Below are 16,381 nucleotides of genomic sequence, written 5' to 3' on the forward strand. Positions count from 1 at the left end.
AATAAATGGAAACCAAGCTGATTAAGATAGACAATGTAAAGGGGCAAAGGGACGCTTTGCACGCAGCGGGGGAACTTATCCGCAGTGGTGAGGTCGTGGCGTTCCCCACGGAAACCGTATACGGGCTCGGGGCCAACGGCCTTGACGCTGACGCCTGCGCCAAAATCTATCAGGCCAAGGGGCGTCCGTCGGATAATCCTTTGATTCTTCATGTGGCCAATCGTTCGATGATAGACCAGGTGGCAGCGGCTATTCCCGACAAGGCGGAAAAACTGCTGGCGGCGTTCTGCCCCGGCCCCATTACTTTGATTCTGCCACGGCGCAGTCTGGTGCCGGACAGAATTACCGGCGGTCTTTCCACGGTGGGCGTGCGTATGCCGGAGCATGATGTGGCGCGTGCTTTAATCGCGGCCGCCGGCGTGCCCATTGCGGCACCATCGGCCAATATCTCCGGACGCCCCAGCCCCACAACGGCAGAGGCTGTGCTTACGGATATGGACGGGAAAATACCCTTGATTCTCGATGGCGGCAGCTGTGATTTTGGCGTGGAATCCACCATTGTTGATGCTGTCGGGGACAAGGCTGTTATCCTGCGTCCCGGCGCGATTACAAAGGAAATGCTCGAAGAAGTGCTTGGGGCAGGCAATGTCATTATTGACCCGGCCCTGGTGGGGAAAGATTCCGTGCCACGCGCCCCGGGCATGAAATACACGCATTACGCGCCCAAGGCGCCGCTGACACTTATTGAAGGCATGCCGACCAGAATGGTACGGGCTTTCAGGCAGGAAATCAGCCGCCTGCAGGCTGCAGGGCATACTGTGGGGGTTATGGCCAGCCATGAGGTACTCCAGGAACTGGCCGATATTGTGCCCCGGGAGCTGATGGCTGACTACGGTCATCAGGGCAAGCTCCCCGCTATTGCTGCTAATATTTATGAGGCTCTGCGCTCCTTTGACGATAAAGAGGCTGACGTATTGCTGGGCGAAGGCACGACGGCGGCTGGCCTGGGCCTGGCGATTATGAACCGCCTGCATAAGGCCAGTGGCTTTAGGTCGATACAGGCATAAACAAATTAGAAGATAATAAACAAGCAGCCCCTGCGAAGTGAAAAACTTGCAGGGGCTTTTCCTGTGCAGGGAGGAAAAAAGCACAGGCAGGTGGAAAATAGCAAATGATAGTGCCGTATACTGACAGGGCAGTAAATATATAGAGCGGGGGAGGCAACAACTATGAAACGCAGGGAATTTTTACGGGCGGCAGCGGCTTTTATCGGCTGCCTGTCTTTGGGCTATGTGCCGACGGTTGCAGCCGGTGGGCGAAAAGACTATTACCATATCGTACTCATCAGTGACCTGCACCTGCCTGTGCGGACTAAGTCTTTTCCTGCTGCGGCTGACCAAAAGAATGTCTGGGAGAAAAAACAAAAACTACTCCAAACCATAAATGCCTGGACAGATGTTGACGAGGTGGCACTGCTCGGTGACCTGGCGGCGCGTTATGGCAAAGAGGCGGAGTTTAAAGTGGTGGACGAGTATGTCAGCGCCCTGCGTTATCCATACTATGCTGTAGCCGGCAACCATGACTATGCCTATAAAGATGAACCTGTTAACAAGAAAAAGCAGAAATTAGCGCAGGGGACACTGAGCGAGAAAAAGGCCAAGCTCGCAGCCTTTCAAAAACGTTATCACCTGCCGGCGGCTTATTATGCCCGTGATGTGGGGAACTGCCGCCTGCTCTATTTATCCCCGGACGGTTGCGGCAGCAACGTGGAGCTGTCAGCGGAACAGCTTGCCTGGCTGCAACAGGAGATTGCCACCCATAAAAACGGGCCCGTGCTCTTTTTCTGTCATGGGCCGTTAAAAGGAACTTTGCGCACCTATAATAAGAAGATAAATACCGTGTCAGCCACAGCTAAGCCGGATACGAAACTGGCAGAAATCATGGCAGCGGTGCCGCCGGGCAGTCTATGGATATCAGGCCACACCCATACACCGCCAACAAATGACAGCTATGCCGATATCAGTGTGAACCGTGTGAATAGGAATCTGGTGAATATCCATAATCCGACAATAGATGCCAAAAAACTTTATACGAACTCGCTTTATATCTACAAAGACAAAATTGTCATTCGTACCTACGACCACAATAATGGTATATGGCTGCAGGAGCTCGAACGCACATTCCCGTTTGTCGATGTATAAGCGGCAATTAAAATTTAATGCTGATAAATAACGTTCCAAGATTATCTGTGAAAAGCGACGAAAAAACTTGCGAAATGCTATGAAATTGTGTTACTATGATCTGGAAACTGTAATTAAAGGGAGGCTTTTATAAATGCTTACCGTTTTGATGATAATTGATGCCTTGGTGGCCATCGGCCTCATTGCATCGGTACTGGGACAGGAAGCAAAATCTGCCGGCATGGGCGGCATGGGCGGCGGTGCTGATACCGTATTTTCCGGCAAGGCACGCGGTATGGATGCCCTGCTTGCGCGTGTGACTGTGGTACTGGCTATCCTGTTTGCGATTATCACCATGGTCATCGCTAAAATGACCAGCTAATAAAAAGCGACACATCCCTGTTCTGCGTTTCAGAGCAGGGATATTTTCGTTGCTGTCTGTCAGAGGACGCAGCGGCGTGGAGGTGGAAAAATGATATTACCGGGAGCAGAACCGTTTCTTATGCCAGGGGGCAAAAAAGGTGTTCTGCTGATTCATGGTTTTACGGGGCTGCCGGCAGAATTGCTGCTGCTGGGAGAGCGTTTAAATAAGGCAGGTTTTACGGTGCTGGGCGTGCGGCTGGCCGGTCACGGCACCACGGTGGAGGACATGAGCCACATGACCTGGGAGGACTGGATGGATTCCGTCCGGGACGGCTATGCGCTGCTGTCCGGCTGTTGTGAGGAAATTTCCGTCATTGGTCACTCCATGGGCGGACTCTTTGCCCTGCTGCTGGCGACGGAAGAAGTTGTTTCCCATGTGGTGACGCTGGCGGCACCCATCTTTATTCCAGAAGAACGGGGCCTGGCGGCGCTGCCGCCGCGTGAGGCCTGCTATGGCGGCTATGTGCCCAAGGCCCGCCGCCGCCTGAAGGACGTACCGCCGGCGGCAAACCGCACTTATCGGAAAATGCCGCTGATATCCATTCATGAGCTGGTAGAGGTTATCGAAAAAACCAAAGGAGCCATTGAAGAAGTCACGGCGCCGCTGCTCATTATGCACAGTCGTGACGACCATACGGCGGCGCCGGTCAGCGCCGATTACATTCTGGCTCATGTGCAGAGTCAGGCACGCATTGTCTGGCTGGAAAAATCGGGGCATCTGCTGCCCCTGGCCAGCGAACGAGAGAGAGTTTTTGAAGAGGCTGTGGCCTTCCTGCAGAAATAAGCAAGGTTCATTTCCTTGATGTAAGAAATGGACGAAAAGAAACAGCGGTCAGAAATCCCGTCCGGGGATTTACGCCCGTGACGTCCGTCCTGGGACGCCGGGGGCATTGGCGTGCTTAAACATTCTGTAGTTCTGTAGGAGAATCGTAAATATCTGTAAGGAGAACGCATGGATTTGAAAGAAAGAATCATCGCCTATATGCGGGAAAGTGCATATAAACCGCTGACTGAGGAAGATTTAGGCGAAGCTATGGGCTTGACGGATGAGGAACTGGTTGATTTTCCCGTAGCCCTGGAAGAACTGGAAAAAGAAGGGGCCATTATCAAGAATCGGAGCGATTTGTACGGTGTGCCCAGCCGTATGCATCTGGTGGTGGGCCGGATAGCGATGACAGCCAAAGGCTTTGGCTTTATCATTCCCGATGTACGGGAAACTGAGGATGAAACGGATGTTTTTGTTCCGGCCGGTGCTATCGGTACGGCTATGCATGGTGACCGCGTGGTGGCCCGCGTGACGCCGGCGCAGGAAGAAGGCCGTTCCCGGGAAGGCGAGATAATCCGTATTTTGGAACGCGCCAACGAAAAAATTGTTGGCACGTTTGAACGCAGCAAGACTTTTGGCTTTGTGACGCCTGATAATACCAAGCTCACGCAGGATATTTTTGTGGCCAAAAAGTTTTTTAAAGGCGCTAAGACCGGCAGCAAGGTCGTAGTAAAAATCACGAAATGGCCCAACGGACGCCGCAGCGCTGAGGGTGAAGTCATTGAAGTTTTGGGCAAGGTCGGTGACCCCGGCGTAGATGTGCTGTCCGTAATGCGTCAGTATGAGCTCTCAGAAACTTTCCCCGAAGATGTACAGGCTGAGGCTGACGCGGTGGAGCAGGAACCATCTCCGGCTGAATATCAGGGCCGGGCTGACCGCCGTGACCTGCAGATTGTCACGGTGGACGGCGAGGACTCCAAGGACCTGGACGATGGTGTCTATGCGCGGAAAAATCCGGACGGTTCGTATTTTTTGGGCGTTTATATCGCCGATGTCAGTCATTATGTGAAGGAACACGCGCCGCTCGACCGGGAGGCCTACGCTCGTGGCACCAGTGTATATCTGGTGGACAGGGTTATTCCCATGCTGCCCAAGGAACTTTCCAACGGTATTTGCAGCCTGAATGCCGGCGTTGACCGCCTGTCTATGGCCTGTGAAATGCAGATTAGCGCGGAAGGCGAGATTACGAGTTATGAGATTTTGCCGACGGTGATTCACGTCTACCGCCGCCTGACTTACAATATTGTCAACAAGGTACTGGTGGATAAGGCCGAGCCGTTCCTGTCGGACAATGGCGATATTCTGCCCATGCTGGAAACACTGGCGGAATTGCGGGGAGCTTTGAAGGCTAAGCGTCATCGCCGCGGTTCCATCGACTTTGACCTGCCGGAGGTAAAGGTAAAGCTCGATGAAAATGGTCACCCTGTGGCACTCATCAAGCGTGAAGGCAGTCTGGCAGAGTCCATTATTGAAGAATGCATGCTCGCGGCCAATGAAACGGTGGCCAAGCACATGGATACCAAGAACCTGCCCTTTATGTACCGCGTACATGAGCAGCCCTCAGAGGAAAAAATCGAGCGCCTCAATAATCTGTTGGCGGCTTTCGGTCTGTTTGTAAAGCAGGATGAACAGGGGCATATTAAACCTATCGATGTCCAGCAGGTACTGGAGAAGGTGGAAGGCCGTCCCGAGGAACGGATTATCAGCACGGTATCCCTGCGCTCCATGCAGCAGGCCCGATACAGTGAGCAGAGTCTGGGACATTTTGGTCTGGCGGCCAGATATTACACCCATTTCACGTCACCGATTCGCCGCTATCCTGACTTAATCGTACACCGCCTGCTCCGGGAAACCTTTGCTACCGGCAGCCTGCCCCTTGACCGGCAGGCCAAACTCAAAATTGTACTGCCGGAAATCGCTGACCACACTTCCAACAGGGAGCGCCTGGCGACTGAGGCGGAACGGGAAACCACCGATATGAAGAAAATTGAGTATATGGCGCAATTTGTCGGGGAAGAATTTACGGGCGTTATCAGCGGCGTGACGGCTTTTGGTATCTTTGTGGAGCTCGATAACGGCGTAGAAGGTCTGGTGCATGTGTCCACCATGACCAACGACTATTACGAATACGTGGAAGAACAATATGCAATGATTGGTGAGCGCACCCGCACCCAGTACCGTCTGGGGGATGAAGTGGAAGTTATCCTGGCGCGCGCCAATGTGGAGGAACGGAATTTGGATTTTGTGTTGAAAGACAACGGCCAGTATGTGCCGGAGCGCCCTGCTAAGCCGGGCAATAACAGCAAACAGGGCAAAGGGGATAAAAAGGCCAAGGCTCCCCGCCCGAAAAAGCAGGTCAAGCCACTGCTCGAGGACGAACTCATTGCTGAGCCCATGCTGACGGAGGAAGAAACCAGACAGAAGGAGCAGAAAACAGCTCGCAGACGTCATGGCAATAAAAAGCGCGGTGCGTCCGGGGAAAAGCTGCCCCAGACGGAAAAGCGCGAGAACGAAGGCCGTAAGCCCAGGGCAGAACGCAAGCGCCGGCCGGGCAAGGCGGAGAGCGCTGACAAGGAAAGCCGTATGGGGGCAGGTTCCTTCCGCGGCGAAAACCGCCGCAACCGGGAAGAACGCCGCAGTGACAAAGAGGCCGGGTATCATCGTGTTTATGTGACGGGGCTTAACAGTGCCGTTTGGCCTGACCCTCCCGGATACCACGAAAAGAAAGAACGGGAAATGGCAGCGGCAGCTGCCAAGGCCGAGAAGGAAAAGTCCAAGAAATCCCGGGGTTCCCGCCGTCCGCGGCCGCACCGCAAAACAGAAGGCGGTACGGGAAACAGTAAATAATCTCGAGGTGAGATAAATGGGCAAGAAAAACATAGGGATGAAAATTGCCTGTGAAAACCGCAAGGCCCGTCATGATTATTTCATTCATGAAACCTATGAAACCGGGCTGGCCTTGCAGGGCACGGAAGTAAAATCCCTGCGTGCCGGCAAAGCCAATCTCAAGGACAGCTATGCCGTCATCAAGAACGGGGAAATATTTGTGGAAAATATGCATGTTTCCCCTTATGAACAGGGCAATATCTTTAATCATGACCCCCTGCGTCCCCGCAAGCTGCTGATGCATAAGAGCGAGATAGTCAAGCTGTTTGCCAAGACAAGGGAAAAAGGTTTCACCTTAGTGCCGCTGAAGATTTATTTCAAAAACGGCAAGGCTAAACTGGAACTGGCACTGGCCTCTGGTAAGCACAACTACGACAAGCGGCAGGATTTACATGAAAAAGCTGCCAAACGGGAAGTAGAGCGCGCCTTGAAGGACAGACAGCGTTATTGATGTAACATTGTAATATTGTAAAGTACCTGCCTTTGCGTTATAATAGGCAGGTACTTTTTTATTTAGAAGGGGACTAATTTTATGAACGATAACGGTAAATTAAAACGGGGACTGAAGAACCGCCATTTGCAGATGATTGCTTTGGGGGGCGCTATCGGCACGGGCCTGTTCTATGGTTCGGCCTCGACAATTGCCCTGGCAGGGCCGGCGGTCATGCTGGCGTACTTAATCGGCGGTATCATGATTTTCTTCATCATGCGTATGCTGGGAGAAATGGCGGTTGATGAGCCGGTGTCCGGTTCTTTCAGCCATTATGCCACGAAATATTGGGGAAAGTTCCCCGGCTTTATGTCCGGCTGGAATTACTGGTTTAACTATGTGCTGGTATCTATGGCTGAGCTTACGGCGGTGGGGATTTACATGCAGTTTTGGTTTCCGGACTTGCCACAGTGGATTGCGGCGCTTATCTGTCTGGTGGCCATTACGGCTTTGAATCTGATAAACGTCAGACTTTATGGGGAAACGGAATTTTGGATGGCGCTTATTAAAATCACAGCCATTGTGCTGATGATTGTGCTGGGGCTTTATCTTCTGCTGGGAAATCCGCAGCCCTTCCCGGATAATCTCAGCAATCTTTGGTCAAATGGCGGCTTCCTGCCCAACGGTCTTTGGGGACTGGCCCTGTCTATTGCCGTGGTAATGTTCTCCTTCGGCGGCATTGAGCTTATCGGTATCACTGCCGGCGAGGCGGAAAATCCCGCTAAGACCATTCCGCAGGCCATCAATCAGGTTATCTGGCGTATTCTGATTTTCTATGTGGGCACCATGGCGGTACTCATGGCGCTGTGGCCTTGGAATGAGGTGGGCATGGAGTCGAGTCCCTTCGTGCAGATTTTTATGAGTGTGGGGATTCCGGCAGCGGCTCATATCTTAAACTTTGTTGTGCTGACGGCAGCGGTGTCTGTTTATAACTCCGCTATTTACAGCAACAGCCGTATGCTGTACGGCCTGGCCATGAAAAATGAGGCACCGCAGTTTCTGGGACAGCTTTCCCGGCGTGGCGTACCGGTGCGGGGAATTATGGTGTCGTCGGGGATTACGCTTATCTGTGTGGCCCTGAACTACTTCTTCCCGGGACAGATATTTATGCTGCTCATGTCGATTGCCACGATTGCAGCTACCATCAGCTGGCTGACCATTGTCATCACACATTTGAAATTCCGCCAGCATTGTCAGGCTGCCGGCAAGGATACGAAGTTTAAGGCCATCTGGTATCCTGTCATCAACTATGTGTGCATTGTCTTCCTGCTGGGTATTTGGATACTTATGACGCAGATTGAAGGCATGGCCCTGGCCGTGTATATCCTGCCGGTGTGGCTGCTGGTGCTCTGGCTGGGATTCCGTTATCAGAACAAATAACAATCATATATGAAACAAAAGCCCGAATGCTTGCATGATTATTCATGCAAGCATTCGGGCTTGTTGCCTTTGTATAGCTACCGTATAATAGACAATGTAAACAGGGGGTGATGACAATCGAAGGAACAGAACGACGGCAGCGGCTGTTAAAAACGTTGGGGACAGCATTCCCGGCTGCACCGCTGACCATCAAAAAAATTGCCGAACTGTTACATGTATCTGTGCGCACAGTACATTATGATTTGGATTTACTTACAGAGGAACTGGCAGGCAGCAATATGCGTATCTGCCGCAAGGCGCATAAAGGTGTTTGGCTGGAACAGGCCGCACCGGACAAGAGCCAGCCGGTTGCCGTGGAAAACCCCGTGTTTATGAGTCCCAAGGAACGGCGGTATCATATCATACTGGCCATGCTGGGGCCGGGCTGGCATGCCATCGATGAAATGGCAGCGGTATTGCAGATTAGCCGTAATACCCTGCTGGCCGATTTAAAACCCATTCAGGAAATTCTGGAGCGCCGGGGGCTGACTTATGAGTCCAAACGCGGTGCCGGGGTAAGAGTGGGCGGCAGCGAGCAGGATATACGGGATATGTATATTCATATCTTTGCCCGGGCCGAATACGATTTCCGCGCCGGGGTGACAGCCGGTGAGATACTGCCGGAGCAGCAGCCTTTCTACGATTACACGCAGGCATTGCCTTTGCAGGAAATGGCGGCTGATTTAATCGGCCTGCTGAATAAATACGGCATTTTAGGCAATGACATGTCAACCAACCGTATGATTTGCGCTTTGGCAGTGCAGCTGCGCCGCCTGCAGCAGGGCTATCGCCTGCGGCAGCAGCGGCAGGTGGAGTTCCTGGGCAATGAAGGCGAGGGCCTAAAGGCTTTGGCGAAGGAGATTGCCGCCTGTATGACCGCTTACCATCAGGACGCGGCCAAGGCCGGCGAAGTCCAGTACATTACCAAGGAATTGCTGCACAGCCGTATCTATTTGTTTTCCGTCAAAGGTGAAAAACAGCAGCGGCAGGAGGTCAATGTCAGCGCGCTGGAACTGGCTCGCAAGCTGGTGGAATACGCGCAGGTCTGGCTCGGTGATATTTATCAAAATGATGATGAACTCATTTATAATCTGGCCATGCACCTGCAGCCGGCTATTGAACGGGCCCGGTTTGGCATTGTACTGACCAATCCCCTGCTGGGGCAGATAAAAGAGCAGTATCAGTCCTTGTATATGATTGCTCACAAGGCGGCGGATAAACTTACCCGGAATATGGGGATAGCCTTTACCGAGGATGAGATTGGCTATCTGACCATTCACCTGGGAGCAGCCGTAGAACGCAAACGCCTGCTGCAAAACAAAAAACTGGAAGTGCTGCTGGTGTGTGGCAATGGTGTAGGCACGGCCAATCTGCTGGCGATGACGCTCAAAAACCATCTGCCTTACATTCATATCAGCAAAATAGTTTCCCTCTATAAGCTCGAAGAGTCAGCTTTGGCCGGTATAGATATGGTAATCAGTACGGTGCCGCTGGAGCTGGAACATGTGGCTGTCCTGCGAGTGTCACCCATCGCCACGGTCGAGGAGATAAAGGTCATTGAAAGTCAGATAGCCTACTTTTATAACAAGAAATTCAGCGATAGCGGCCAGATAACCGAAAGCAAGGCTTTGGGCCTGCCTGACCTGCTGTCGCCGGAGATGATTGAACTGGAAAGTGAGGCGCGTGACTGGTCAGAGGCCGTGCGCAGTGCCGGACAGATACTCGTAAAATCCGGAGCAGTCAGTGACGGTTATGTGGAACGCATGGTTGATTGTGTCCGGGAAATGGGGCCGTACATTGTGGTTTGTCCCGGCGTGGCCATGCCCCATGCCCGTTATTGATGCCGGTACTCGGCAACCTGGGCTTTGCCAATACCACGTTCAGTGACGCTGACTTCTGTGTGGTAGGCACGATTCTGGGCAATGTGATTAACTTCCTGAAATAAATAGACAGGCGGTTCGTAAATACGCCAAAAGGCCAGTGCAGTATCTCGTAAGAGAAATTGCACTGGCCTTTTTTGGCGTTGTAATTATATGATTCTTAGAAGAACAATATCAGCGTAACGGCGATATTGACGATGGTCGCAATGGCGACGGGGATAAAGGTGCGTTTGGCCAGGTCCATGGGGGAGAGGGCGGCGGCACCGGCGACGACAATCATGACGGCAGCTATTGGCGACATGGAGCGCGCCAGGTTGGAAACGAAGTTCATCGGCAGAACCAGCAGTACCGGAGCTATGCCGGAAAGGGCGGCCACTTTCGGGGCGAGCGGCACGAAGGCGAAGAAGGTGGCATTGCCGCTGCCGGTGATGAGGGTGGCGGCGATGATGATGGCGACAAAGACAAACATCATACCGATACCGCCGAGGCCGGCATTTTGTGCGCCCTGAATCAGGGTGTCGATAGCGCCAAGGGAGATAAGGCCCTTGGAGAAGGTTTCGGCGGCGACAACCAGGGTGACAACCGTAGCCATTTGCAGGCCCATGCCGTTCCAGAAAGCGGCAATGTCCTTGCAGGCTTTGAGGCCATTGCGATGGCGGAGAAATTCAATCAGCATGGTGATGAAGATGGACAGCAGCGTAGCCAGATTGATGTCCATCTTGATACCCGTGCCCTCATTGAGGCCGAAGAACAGCACCAGCAGCAACGGCAGAGTTGGCAGCAGGGCGTAGAAACCGGGGACGTCAGGCGTTTCCTGCGCCTTGGCCTGTTCAGCGGTTACGGCTGCGGAAACGTCCTTGCCGGCCATGGCGTCAGGATTTTTGGCGTCGAGGTGGCGCTGGACGAAGAAGTGAGCCAGTGCCAGCGCACCGACAGTGCACAGGCCGACGGGGACCTGATACTGCATAAAGTAAGGTACGATTTCCATGCCGATGAGTTCGGCGGCAAAAATGCTGTCGGCACCGGCCGGCCCCCAGCCGGGAGCAGAAGTGGTGGCGATAACCGCACAGGCCGCGATACGGCTGACACCGAGGCGGACGAGGACGGGGTACATGGTCACCATGAGCAGCAGGCCAAAGCCTGAGGCGGAGCTGATGAACATAGCCAGGAAATTGCCCAGAATGGACGTCAGAGCCAATACTACATAAGGATGGCCGAGTTTCTGCAGGGGCTTGATGGCCAGTCTGACCAGGGCGGTGCTGGCACCGATGCAGTCCATGTACTTGGAAAAACCGCCAATCAGCATGATAATCATGCCGAGCTTGGCAGCGCGGCTGCTAAAGGCCAGACTGATGGACTGAATGATATCGAGCCACGGCGAACCGGTCGTCTGCTTGGCCGGCAGAATTTCACCCAGCCCGCAGGCAATGGTCAGTATCATCATCACGATACCGGCCGTAAACAGAATTGGCTGTGCCGGATATTTTTTCAGCACAAAACGGGCTACCCACGCCACCACGATGATGGCAATGATAAGACCTAACATAAGTAAAACCTCCAAATAAATTTGACCAGTCAAAAAACTGACAGCTTTACAGTCAGGCGTCAGCTTTTGTGTACTGGACAAGTAATTATGTATTATCTATATTTATTGTAAGATTATATTAGATAATACATAGTTATAATACAATAATACACAGAAAATGACAAGTTGACCAGTCAAGGCAGGTTCATTTTTGCTGACATTTATCCTGTATTTTGGATTGTTTATTATCTTTGTGAGTTTTACAATAACTATAGACTAAGAAATAATAGACAATGCGAATGGAGGAGAGGGCAATGAGTGTTGCCATTACGGCGGATAAGGTGGTTAAGCGTTATGGGGACCTGACGATAATACCCCAGCTGACGCAGAATATTAAAAACGGAGAGTTCTTCACCCTTCTGGGGCCATCGGGCTGCGGCAAGACGACGCTCCTGCGCATGATTGCCGGTTTTAACAGCATTGAAGGCGGTCAGATTCGCTTTAATGACCAGGTTATTAACGATATCCCGGCGCATAAGCGCAACATCGGCATGGTGTTCCAGAGCTATGCGATTTTCCCCCATCTGACGGTGCGTGAAAATGTGGAATACGGCTTGAAACTCCGCAATATGCCGAAGGACGAGATGAAGGCGAAAGTCGATAAGATTCTCGATGTGGTGCAGATTACGGAGTATCAGGACAGACTCCCCGAAAGATTATCCGGCGGCCAGCAGCAGCGTGTGGCCCTGGCCCGCGCCATTGTCATTCATCCGAGCGTATTGCTGATGGATGAACCGCTGTCCAATCTCGACGCCAAACTGCGTGTGGAAATGCGTTCGGCTATCCGGGAGGTACAGAAACAGGTAGGCATTACGACGGTGTATGTTACCCATGACCAGGAGGAGGCGCTGGCCATCTCCGACCGCATTGCGGTCATGAAAAAAGGTGTGATTCAGCAGACGGCATCGCCGCATACTATTTACACCCGTCCGTATAATGTGTTTGTTGCCACGTTTATCGGCCACTCCAATCTCTTTAAAGGCCGTATCGAAGAAAGTGGCGGCAGCAAGGCCGTGGTCTTTGCCGACGGTTTCGTGCTGCCCATGCAGACGCTCAGTGAGGAAGGTAAAATCGGTGATGATGTGACCATTGCCGTGCGTCCGGAGGAATTTTCCATCTGTGGTGAAGGCCAGGGCGTGAAATGCACCATCAAGACCAAGGTGTTCCTGGGCAAGTATGTCACTTACGGGCTGGAGTTCCCGGAGGATATGCTGGTGCCCGACCAGCCGGCTATCGAGTTCAGTCAGGATTTGGGACATGCGGAAAAGGTTCTGGAAATTGGCGATACGGTTTATCTGAAACCCAATGCCGCCAAGATAAACGTGTTCCGGGCAGATGGAAGCAAGAGCCTGATGGAAGGTGTGGTGGAAAATGAATAAGAAATTCCAATGGGACTTTTGGGCGTGGATAACCCTGCTCTCCATTGTGGTTTTCGGCCTGTTCCTGATGTATCCGCTGTTTTCCTTGTTCCTCAGCGCGTTCCAGGACGCGATGACCGGGGAATTCACCATGGAGAACTTCACCCACTTCTTTGACCGTAAATACTATTATCAGTCGATGATTAACAGTTTCAGTGTCACTACCTGTGTGACGGTGCTGGCTGTAATTATCGGTACGGCTCTGGCCTACTTTATGACGCTCTTTAAAGTCCGCGGAAAAAGCGTAGTGGAGATTTGTATTATCATCTCCCTGCTTTCGCCGCCGTTTATCGGTGCGTATTCCTGGATTTTGATTGGCGGCCGCAGTGGTATTCTGACACAGTGGCTGGCCGGCATGGGGATTGATTTCCCTTCCATTTACGGCTTTGCCGGGATTCTTCTGGTGCTGACTTTGAAACTATATCCGTTTATTTATCTTTATGTGGCCGGGGCGATGAAAAATATCGATTCGGCGCTGATTGAGGCGGCGGAAAGTCTGGGCTGCAGTGGGATAAAGAAGGTTGTCACCATCATGCTGCCGCTGATTACGCCGACCATTTTGGCCGGGGCGCTCATGGTGTTCATGAATGCCATGGCCGACTTCGGTACACCAATGCTGATTGGTGAAGGTTTCAACGTCATGCCGGTCATGATTTACTCGGAATTCATCAATGAAGTAGGCGACCAGGCCAATTTTGCCGCCGCTATGGCCGCGATTATGGTGCTGATTACTTCGACCATCTTCATGCTGCAGAAGTATGTTGTCAATAAAAAATCCTTTACCATGAGTTCCCTGCGGCCACTGCCAGTGGGACAGATGACGGGGATTAAAAATGTCATCATGCATGTCTGCATTTACCTGCTGGTGGCCCTGTCAATGATTCCCCAGCTGGTGGTTATTTACACGTCGTTCCTCAAAACCAATGGTTCTATTTTCGTCGACGGTTATTCGCTGGACAGCTACCGCACGATTTTTGAATCCTTGGGGACGGCCATTACCAACACTTATGTTTACAGTACCGCTGCAATGGCCATGATTGTGTTCCTGGGCATGACGGTAGCTTACCTGACCACCAGGAAAAAGAGCTGGCTGACGGATATTATTGATACGCTGACCATGTTCCCGTATATCATTCCCGGTTCGGTACTTGGTATTACGCTCCTGCTGGCGTTCAATGAGGACCCCATGCTGCTGTCCGGTACGGCGATTATCATCATCATTTCGCTGGTTATCCGCCGTCTGCCGTACACCCTGCGGTCAAGTTCCGCGATACTTTACCAGCTGAGCCCGAGCCTCGAGGAGGCGTCGATAAGCCTCGGAGCGTCGCCGGTCAAGACCTTCTTCAAGGTCACGGCGGTGATGATGCTGCCCGGGGTAATGAGTGGTGCTATTATCTCGTGGATTACGGCTATCAATGAGCTGAGTTCTTCGGTAATCCTCTTTACAGGGGCGACGAAAACCATGTCCGTTGCTATTTATACGGAGGTTATCCGCGCCAGTTATGGTACAGCGGCAGCGCTGTCCACTATACTTACGTTAACGACCATCACGGCTATGGTTATCTTCTTCAAGGTTTCCGGCCGCCGGGATGTTACGTTATAGATGGTATGACGTCATATTTTATCAAAGGGAGGTTTCGTTATGAAGCTGAAAAAAATTATTGCTGGACTTTTAGGTGCGGCAATGCTCACCACGTGTTTTGCCGGTTGCGGCGGTGGTGGGGACACCAAGCAGGCAGGCAAATCTGCAGGCAGTGATGAAAACAAAGTCGTCATTTACTGCCCACATCCGCTGGCTTTTATCAATCCGTTGGTGGAGGAGTTTGAAAAACAAAGCGGCGTCAAAGTGGAAGTTGTGGCTGCCGGTACTGGTGAGCTTTTGAAACGTGTGGAATCGGAAAAAGCAAATCCTTTGGCCGATATCTTCTGGGGCGGTTCGCTGGGGACCATGAAACCGAAGGCAGCCCTCTTTGAGGAATATCGTTCCGTTAATGAGGACCATGTGCAGAAGGACTTCAAGAATGTCGAAGGTTCTATCACGCGTTTCACGGATATTCCCAGTGTTATCATGATTAACACCAATCTGATTGGTGATGTGAAGGTTGAAGGTTATGAGGACCTGCTGAATCCGGCACTCAAAGGGCGTATCGCTTTTGCTGACCCGTCAAAATCTTCTTCTTCCTATGAACACCTTATCAATATGCTCTATGCAATGGGTAAAGGTGACCCGGACAAAGGCTGGGATTATGTGACGAAACTGGCCAAGAATCTCGATGGCAAGCTGCTGTCTGGTTCCTCCGCTGTATATAAAGGCGTAGCTGATGGTGAATATGCCGTGGGCCTGACTTTTGAAGAAGGCGGCGCTAAATACGTTGCCGATGGTGCGCCGGTTAAGCTGGTTTACATGAAGGAAGGCGTAATTTCCAAGCCAGACGGCATTTATATCATCAAGAATGCCAAGCACATGGAAAATGCCAAGAAGTTCATTGACTTCATCACCAGTAAGGAAGCACAGACGCTCATTACGCAGAAACTCCATCGCCGCAGTGTCCGCGATGACGTAGCAGCACCGGTAGGCCTGCTGCCCAAGACGGAGATTAACTCCATTTTGGATAACGAAGAAGTTGTGAATAAGAACAAGAAAGCATGGCTGGATAAGTTCAAAGATATCTTCACCAGCGTGCAGTAAGAAAGCGGGGCACAGCCGGACGGGAAAACTGTCCACGACTTCGCTTTGACCGCTGGCTAAAACAAATTTTTTCCATCAGGCAGTCTTTCCGTGACAGTTCGTCAGGGGTTGTGCCGGATGACTTGCCAACGCTCCGCTTAGACCTTGAACTAAAATTATTTTTGCCCTTTTATTATCGGGAAAAAGCCTAAACTCGCTAACGCTCAAACAACGGCTTTTTCCCGATAGTTTTATGTGTGGCAAAAATAATTTCTTGACGTTCAAGGTCAAACGCTGCGCTTATGGCAAGTCATCCGGCACAACCCAAAAGCGAAGATAGGTGGCGGTATTGGCTGAAAAGTATCTTGGGGGAGGGGCGTGGGGCAGCTGATTGGAGCGTTGGGCTTGCTGCGTTAAGAAATGTTTTTTTGTCTTCCGCTGTCAGTAGATGGAAAAATCTATTGTTTGAGCGATAGCGAGTTTTGATTTTTCCATCTACATGAGGACAAAAAGCATTTTAGCAGCAAGGACAAGCGGAAAGTAGCTGCCCCACGCCCCTCCCCCGGCATGTATTATCTTGAAAATGCCAGTGTTTTTTCGCTATAA

General features: G+C 51.8%; 13 protein-coding genes. 12 read left to right on the plus strand and 1 reads right to left on the minus strand.

The genetic code is table 11. The annotated features are described in order from the left end of the window. Positions 1–5: 5 nt before the first annotated feature. From DL94_RS0109105 to DL94_RS16075, 9 genes are all read left to right on the plus strand, one after another. Complete coding sequence (locus DL94_RS0109105) at positions 6–1,067, plus strand: L-threonylcarbamoyladenylate synthase (protein WP_028129885.1); 1,062 nt, start codon at positions 6–8, stop codon at positions 1,065–1,067. Positions 1,068–1,229: 162 nt separating this feature from the next. Next, positions 1,230–2,201 carry a metallophosphoesterase family protein gene (locus DL94_RS0109110; protein ID WP_028129886.1) on the plus strand — a complete coding sequence of 324 codons (972 nt, stop codon included), beginning with the start codon at positions 1,230–1,232 and terminating at the stop codon, positions 2,199–2,201. A gap of 133 nt (positions 2,202–2,334) precedes the next feature. Continuing rightward, positions 2,335–2,562: a preprotein translocase subunit SecG gene (gene secG / locus DL94_RS0109115; protein WP_028129887.1), complete on the plus strand. Its 228-nt coding sequence runs from the start codon at positions 2,335–2,337 to the stop codon at positions 2,560–2,562. Positions 2,563–2,652: 90 nt separating this feature from the next. Further along, entirely contained in the window at positions 2,653–3,387 is a 735-nt protein-coding gene (locus tag DL94_RS0109120) for an alpha/beta hydrolase (RefSeq protein WP_028129888.1), read from the plus strand. A gap of 168 nt (positions 3,388–3,555) precedes the next feature. Continuing rightward, positions 3,556–6,276, plus strand: coding sequence for a ribonuclease R (gene rnr, locus DL94_RS0109125; RefSeq protein WP_028129889.1), 2,721 nt, complete (start codon positions 3,556–3,558; stop codon positions 6,274–6,276). Between the two features lie 16 nt (positions 6,277–6,292). After that, complete coding sequence (gene smpB / locus DL94_RS0109130) at positions 6,293–6,766, plus strand: SsrA-binding protein SmpB (protein WP_028129890.1); 474 nt, start codon at positions 6,293–6,295, stop codon at positions 6,764–6,766. Between the two features lie 81 nt (positions 6,767–6,847). Further along, entirely contained in the window at positions 6,848–8,185 is a 1,338-nt protein-coding gene (locus DL94_RS0109135; protein WP_028129891.1) for an amino acid permease, read from the plus strand. 110 nt (positions 8,186–8,295) lie between these two features. Then, positions 8,296–10,065, plus strand: a complete 1,770-nt coding sequence (locus DL94_RS0109140; protein ID WP_028129892.1) for a BglG family transcription antiterminator — start codon at positions 8,296–8,298, stop codon at positions 10,063–10,065. Then, the gene (locus DL94_RS16075; RefSeq protein ID WP_156031778.1) at positions 10,029–10,169 is read left to right on the plus strand and encodes a hypothetical protein; all 141 of its coding nucleotides are present in this window, start codon (positions 10,029–10,031) and stop codon (positions 10,167–10,169) included. The genes DL94_RS0109140 and DL94_RS16075 overlap by 37 nt, the downstream gene beginning before the upstream one ends. A gap of 95 nt (positions 10,170–10,264) precedes the next feature. Here DL94_RS16075 and dcuC read toward each other — a convergent pair whose 3' ends face one another. Continuing rightward, positions 10,265–11,650, minus strand: a complete 1,386-nt coding sequence (gene dcuC / locus DL94_RS0109150) for a C4-dicarboxylate transporter DcuC (RefSeq protein ID WP_028129893.1) — start codon at positions 11,648–11,650, stop codon at positions 10,265–10,267. A gap of 293 nt (positions 11,651–11,943) precedes the next feature. Here dcuC and DL94_RS0109155 point away from each other — a divergent pair, with 293 nt between their 5' ends. Genes DL94_RS0109155 through DL94_RS0109165 form a run of 3 tightly spaced genes read left to right on the plus strand, consistent with a single transcriptional unit; the run spans position 11,944 to position 15,796 of the window. Continuing rightward, on the plus strand, positions 11,944–13,068 hold the full coding sequence (locus DL94_RS0109155; protein ID WP_028129894.1) for an ABC transporter ATP-binding protein: 1,125 nt from the start codon (positions 11,944–11,946) through the stop codon (positions 13,066–13,068). Further along, on the plus strand, positions 13,061–14,710 hold the full coding sequence (locus DL94_RS0109160) for an ABC transporter permease (RefSeq protein WP_028129895.1): 1,650 nt from the start codon (positions 13,061–13,063) through the stop codon (positions 14,708–14,710). Before DL94_RS0109155 ends, DL94_RS0109160 begins: the two co-directional genes overlap by 8 nt. 39 nt (positions 14,711–14,749) lie before the next feature. Continuing rightward, positions 14,750–15,796, plus strand: a complete 1,047-nt coding sequence (locus DL94_RS0109165) for an ABC transporter substrate-binding protein (RefSeq protein WP_028129896.1) — start codon at positions 14,750–14,752, stop codon at positions 15,794–15,796. Positions 15,797–16,381 lie beyond the last annotated feature (585 nt).

Source organism: Selenomonas sp. AE3005, from assembly GCF_000686945.1.
In the GTDB taxonomy this organism is placed as follows: Bacteria; Bacillota; Negativicutes; order Selenomonadales; family Selenomonadaceae; genus Selenomonas_A.